At 61.1% G+C, this 3,152-nt stretch carries 3 protein-coding genes; 1 reads left to right on the top strand and 2 read right to left on the bottom strand.

All coding sequences use genetic code 11. From position 1 onward, the window contains the following. A partial coding sequence (locus WBM93_RS07130) for a methionine biosynthesis protein MetW (RefSeq protein WP_424430117.1) occupies window positions 1-306 on the top strand: 306 nt, incomplete at its 5' end. A 118-nt stretch (window positions 307-424) separates the two neighbouring features. Here WBM93_RS07130 and WBM93_RS07125 read toward each other — a convergent pair. Both WBM93_RS07125 and WBM93_RS07120 read right to left on the bottom strand, forming a co-directional pair. After that, complete coding sequence (locus tag WBM93_RS07125; protein WP_424430115.1) at window positions 425-1,726, bottom strand: MFS transporter; 1,302 nt, start codon at window positions 1,724-1,726, stop codon at window positions 425-427. A 17-nt stretch (window positions 1,727-1,743) separates the two neighbouring features. Beyond that, a partial coding sequence (locus WBM93_RS07120) for a peptide chain release factor 3 (RefSeq protein ID WP_424430111.1) occupies window positions 1,744-3,152 on the bottom strand: 1,409 nt, incomplete at its 5' end.

The raw sequence follows: 3,152 nt of genomic DNA, 5'->3' as shown, positions 1-3,152 counted from the left end.
GATGCGATGCTCGACCAGCTGCTGCGGATCGGCCAGCAGGCCTTTGTCAGCTTCCCCAATTTTGCCCATTGGCGGGTGCGCATGTCCCTGCTCGTCGGCGGCCGGATGCCGGTCACCAGGCTGTTGCCACAGACATGGTACGACACCCCCAATATCCACCACGTCACGATCGACGATTTCCGCGCGCTGGTGCAGGATGGCAAATATGCGCAGGAAGGCCAGTGGTTCCTGAGCGGCGACAAGCAGACCGGACGCGGCCTGGCGAACCTGCTGGCGGAGCATGCGGTGTTTTTGTTGCGACGCTAGCCTGTCATCCCAGCGGAGGCTGGGATCCAACTCAATGGTCGTGAAGTTCGCGAACTTGATTTAGGCCCCAGCCTTCGCTGGGGCGACAGCTATATAGGTTACGCGATCTGAGACACCCTCACTCCCCCTGCACCTCTTCCAACCCCAAAGCCGCCAAAATCGCCAGACCGCTCATCCCGGCCATGATCGCCAGCACGATCTCGCCGCCAAACCAGTTCGCGACCAGGCTGAAAACCCCGCCGGCGAGCAACAGCAGGCCGATGATCGTGTTCGACAGCGCCGTATAGGCGGCGCGCGTGTCCTTGTCCGCCATGTCGACGAGATGGGTGGACCGTCCCAGCCGCACGCCCTGATAGGCGATCATCAGGCCGAACAGCAGCACCGGCAGTATGTAGCCGCCACCCAATGTGCCGGCGTAGGCCAGCCAGCTGGTCGCGGCCAATATGACCGCGCCGACCATCGCCGAGAAGATCAGCACCTTGCGGCTCGACCGGTCCGACAGACGGCCCCAGACGAAGCTGCTGCACAGGCTGGCGAGAGCCGAGGCGAGCACCAGAAAGCCGAGCCTGTCATAGCCTTCTCCGGCCTCGCTCCCGACGGCGATCATGAAAGGCGGGGCCAGCGCGGTGGCGGTCAGCAGCCCGCGGGTCAGGATGAAGCGGCGGAGTTGCGGGTCGTCGTGCAGATAGGCAAAATTGCTCCACGCTGCTTTCAACGCTGACTTCCCGCCTTCCGTTGCACCGGCCTGTTCATCGAGCGTGGCAAACAATAGACCGGCCAAGATCCAAGCCCCGCCAGCCAGAAACAGGCCGCCGGTAACCAGCAACATCCGGTCAACGAGATTGAAAGACAGCGTGAGCGCATAGACGATCACCGTCACCGACGCGATCGAGCCGGCCAGCCCGGTTGCGGTGCCGCGCCGGGCCTTGTCGATGGTCTTGCCGAGCACGTCCTTGTAGCAAACCGAGCAGACGCTGCGCGCCAGCGCCAATATCGTGAGCGCGATGACTATCGCCCAGCCGGCGGCAGCCCCGGTCAGGCTGATCGCGATCAGTCCGATGGCAGCTGCGGCCAGACCCTGAACCACGGAACCGGCTGCCCATGCCCATTTTCGGCGCTGCAATTTTCGCAAATATCCGGCGGTTATCAGCTGGGGCAGCAGGGCGCCCGCTTCCCGGACCGGCACCAGCAACCCGATCAGTGCCAGCGGTGCGCCAAGCGAAGTCATCAACCAACTGAGCACCAGCTTGGGATCGATCAGCCCGTCGGCGCTCTTCGACAGAGCAAGTGACCCGACATGCCGGAAGAAATTGCCCGGCTCCTGCTGGCAGGCGCTTTCCGGAATATCCGCACAGGCACGGCCTTCGTCATCGATGATGATCGACTGAAAGGCTTTCTTGGTGGTTGAACTGCTGGCCATGACCGGTAATTACCGGACTAGCGCTCCCGTGTCGCGCTGAACTTTAGGTCAGGATTGCGCTCTTCCTGATAACCGACATCCCACGCGCTTTTCGCCAGAAATACCAGATTGTCATCGCGGTCCTTGGCCAGAGCGCTCTGGTTGATATTGGCAAAGGCGTCGACCTTCGCCTCGTCGCCGCTGATCCAGCGGGCGGTTTCGAATGGAGCCATTTCGAGATAGGCGTCGACCTTATATTCCGCCTCCAGCCGGGACACCAGCACCTCGAGCTGCAGCTGACCGACCACGCCGATGATCCAGTTGGCACCGATTTCAGGATAAAAGACCTGAACCACGCCTTCTTCCGACAGATCATCCAGCGCCTTGCGCAGCTGCTTGGTCTTGGTCGGATCGCGGAGGATCACCCGGCGGAGGATTTCGGGGGCGAAATTGGGCAGACCGGTGATCCGGACCTGGTTCTTTTCGGACAATGTATCACCGACCCGCAATGTGCCGTGATTGGGGATACCGATGATATCGCCCGGTTCGGCGGTGTCGGCAATCTCGCGGTCCTGCGCGAAAAACAGGATCGGCGAGTGGATCGCAATCGGCTTGCCGAGACCCGAAGGCGTCAGCTTCATGCCGCGCTTGAACTCGCCCGAGCACAGCCGCATGAAGGCAATCCGGTCGCGGTGCTGGGGGTCCATATTGGCCTGGATCTTGAAAATGAAGCCGGTGACGTCGTCGCTCTCAGGATCAATCGGAGCCGGGTCGGCGGGTTGCGGGCGCGGAGACGGCGCATAGTCGGCAATCGCGTCGATCAATTCCTCGACGCCGAACTGCTTGAGCGCAGAGCCGAAATAGACTGGCGTCAGATCGCCGCTTTGATAGGCCTCGAGATCAAAGCCGCTATATCCGCCTTGCGCCAGTTCGCCCTCGCTGGTGAGCCGTTCGAGGGCGCTTTCGCTCAGCACATCGGCCAGTTTCGGATCATCAAGTCCGGAAAATTGCTGCGTCACCCCGTCATATTGTTTGCTGTCGCCGGTCGGCTGATGGAGCTGGTTGTTGACCAGATCATAAACACCTTCAAACTGGCCGCCCATGCCGGTGGGCCAGCTCATCGGACAGACGTCCAGCGCCAGTTTGTCAGCGACTTCGTCGAGCAGATCAAACGGATCGCGGCCTTCGCGGTCGACCTTGTTGATAAAAGTGATGATCGGCACATTGCGCATCCGGCAGACTTCAAACAGTTTCAGCGTCTGCGATTCAATGCCGCTGGCGGCATCGATCACCATGATCGCGCTGTCGACCGCCGTCAGCGTGCGATAGGTGTCCTCGGAAAAATCTTCATGGCCCGGCGTGTCAAGCAGATTAAAGACAATACCGTTGCGCTCGAAGGTCATCACCGAGCTGGTCACCGAAATGCCGCGCTGCTGCTCGATCTTCA

It is taken from the genome of Parasphingorhabdus sp. (assembly GCF_049667325.1).
In the GTDB taxonomy this organism is placed as follows: domain Bacteria; phylum Pseudomonadota; class Alphaproteobacteria; order Sphingomonadales; family Sphingomonadaceae; genus Parasphingorhabdus.
The sequence above is the reverse complement of the archived record's forward strand: the minus strand, read 5'-3'. Positions and strand labels throughout refer to the sequence as shown.

What these genes read in the sequence shown, in the direction of transcription:
- WBM93_RS07125 (WP_424430115.1), bottom strand. Translation starts at nt 1,726, where the DNA reads ATGGCCAGCAGTTCAACCACCAAGAAAGCCTTTCAGTCGATCATCATC.